The 2,625-nt window shown below is 71.4% G+C and carries 2 protein-coding genes; one reads left to right on the top strand and one right to left on the bottom strand.

The window, feature by feature from the left end; all coding sequences use genetic code 11:
• Positions 1-1,415: diguanylate cyclase domain-containing protein (locus tag AB7U92_RS25650; RefSeq protein ID WP_428583456.1), on the top strand; the 1,415-nt coding region annotated here is incomplete at its 5' end.
• Here the strand turns inward: AB7U92_RS25650 and AB7U92_RS25645 are convergent.
• The coding region (locus tag AB7U92_RS25645) for a tetratricopeptide repeat protein (protein WP_428583454.1) at positions 1,416-2,625 on the bottom strand (1,210 nt) is incomplete at its 5' end.

Genomic DNA, 2,625 nt, shown 5'->3' with positions numbered 1-2,625 from the left:
GGCTCGATGTCTTCCTGGTGCGCGATGGGCGCATCGTGCACCAGGCCCGGCTGGGCATCATGCAGCCCTTCGCGCAGCGGCCCGTTCCCAGCCGCTGCCATGCGCTGCCGCTGGAGCTCAAGCCCGAGGTGGCCTACGAGCTCTACCTGCGCGTGGAGACGCAGGGCGCGATGATCCTGCCGATCACGGTGATGCGGCCGCAGGTCTTCCACACGGAAGCGCTGGACGAGCACATCCTGCAGGGCCTGCTGGCGGGCCTCGGCCTGTGCCTAGTGATCTACAGCCTGGTGCAGTGGTGGAGCACGCGCGAGTCGATGTTCGTCAAGTACGCGATGCTGACCACCGGCAGCCTGATGTTCTCGGTGGTGCAGTTCGGCGTCGGCGGCATGTACCTGTGGCGCGACAACCTCTGGATGGAGTCGCACGGTGCGCCACTGATGGCGCTGCTGGCAGCCGGCTCGACCTTCCTGTTCGTCGAAGAGGTGCTGCGCGGCCCCGGCGTCAGCCGGTACTTCACGCGCATCATGTATGCCGGCGCGGCGGCGCTCGGGCTGACCGCGCTGCTCTACGCGCTCGACGTCATCCACGTGCACAGCGTCAGCCGCGTGATCGGCACGCTCGGGCTGCTGCCGGCGCTGATGGGCCTGCCCGGCGCGATCGCGCGGGCGCGCCGCGGCGACTCGATCGGCTGGTACTTCCTCGTCGCCTGGGTGGGCTACTTCGTCACCACCGCCATCATGGTCGGCGTGATCCGCGGCTACATCGACGCCTCGCTGTGGACGCTGCACGCGTTCCAGGCCGGCGCCACGCTGGACATGGTGCTGTTCATGCGCGTGCTCGGCCTGCGCATGAAGGCCATCCACAACGAGGCGCGCAGCGCCGTGCGCGAGCGCGACACCTTCGTGTCGATGGCGCACACCGACCCGCTGACCGGCCTGCCCAACCGCCGCGGCCTGGATGCGCGGCTGGCCGCCGAGATGGCCAACACCTCGCCTGAGCGATTGCTGGCCGTCTACATGATCGACCTCGATGGCTTCAAGCAGGTCAACGACCAGCACGGACACGAACTGGGCGACGAACTGCTCATCGCCGTCGGCCAACGGCTGGGCGCGCAGTTGCGCTCGAGCGACGTGGTGGCGCGCCTGGGCGGCGACGAGTTCGTGGTCACTGCCGGCGGCCTGGCCGACGAGCGGCAGGCGCGCGATCTCGGACTCAAGCTGGTCGAGGCCTTCCGCGCGCCTTTCGTGCTGTCGGGACAGCGGGCCTGCCAGGTCGGGCTGACGATCGGCTACGTGCTGGTGCCGGTCGACGGCACCGACCCGGTCAGCCTGCTGCGCCGCGCCGATGCGGCGATGTACGCCGGCAAGCAGGGCGGCAAGGGCTGCGTGCGGCGCGCGGAAGCCGCGGCGGCCTGATCAAGCCGGCAGCGTGTAGCGCGTGGCCGGGCCCTTGCCGGTCTGCACCAGCAGCCCGCGCTCGGCCAGCGTGACCAGGTGCTTGGACGCGGTGGCCGGGCTCAGCGCACACAGCTGCGCGTAGCCGCTCTTGTTCAGCGAGCCCGACTGCAGCAGCTGCGCCAGCACCGCCTGGCAACGCTGCGGATTGAGCAGATCGGCAGTGGCCTCGCGCCAGGCGCTGGAGAGCTTCTGTTCGCGCGTCAGCTCGCGGTCGAAGGTGCTGCGCAGCGCCTCGAGCTCGGCGGAGAAGCCGTCGCCGAGGCCGTGCCGTTCGAGCAGCGCCAGCGCCGCCTCGCGCTCCTTCATCGCGATGGCGAGGTAGGCGCGAGCGATCGCCAGGTGCGCCCGCACATGTTCGGCCGGCGCGCCGGGCAGGGCGAGCAGCTCGCGCTGGCGCTGCACCTCGGCCACCTCGGCATAGTGCGCCGCGGCCTCGGCCGGCAGCAGGCGGTCGCGGGCGCGGTCTTCGGCCGGGCCGAGGATGTCGCGCTTGAGGCGGCGCGTCGCCTCGCTGTGCGTCGGGTCGCTCTCGTGCGGCCAGATCGCGATGGCCGCCGCGGCATGGGCGTCGCCGCGTTGCTCGTCGAGCGCGTCGCCCGACTGCTTGAACTGCAGGTAGGCGACCTCGGCCAGGTTGTAGTGCGCCAGGCCGGCCACGCGGTGCAGGCGGTGGCGCATCGCGATGTCCAGCGCGTGCTGGTACTCGTCTCGCGCGCGGGCGTAGTCGGCCTGCCAGAACCAGGCCACGCCGAGGTTCATGTGCGTGCTGGCCGTGATCTCCGGCTCCACCGTCATGGTTTCGGCCAGCGCCAGCACGCGCTGCGCGTACTCGCGGGCGCGGCCGAAGTCCTTGGCCTCGCCGTAGATCAGGCTGAGGTTGCCGCAGGTCTTCAGGATGGCCTGGCGGTCGTCGACGCGCTCGTACAGCAGCAGCGCGCGGTGCTTGTGCTCCAGCGCTCGCGGCAGGTCGCCGGCGCGGCGCAGGCACTCGCCCCAGGTCTGCTCGAGCATCGCCAGCGTCGCCGGCGACAGTGCGTGGCGGCCCGACACGGCCTGTGCCCGCTCGAGCAGCGCGCGGGCACGCGGGTCGTTGCGCAGCGCGTAGAGCCAGGCTAGGCGCACCAGCGTGGCCACGTACGCCTCGATCACCTCGGCGGCGACGCTGCTG

The organism is Piscinibacter sp., assembly GCF_050175855.1.
GTDB lineage: Bacteria > Pseudomonadota > Gammaproteobacteria > Burkholderiales > Burkholderiaceae_C > Piscinibacter.
This window is presented reverse-complemented; position numbering and strand designations above follow the sequence as displayed.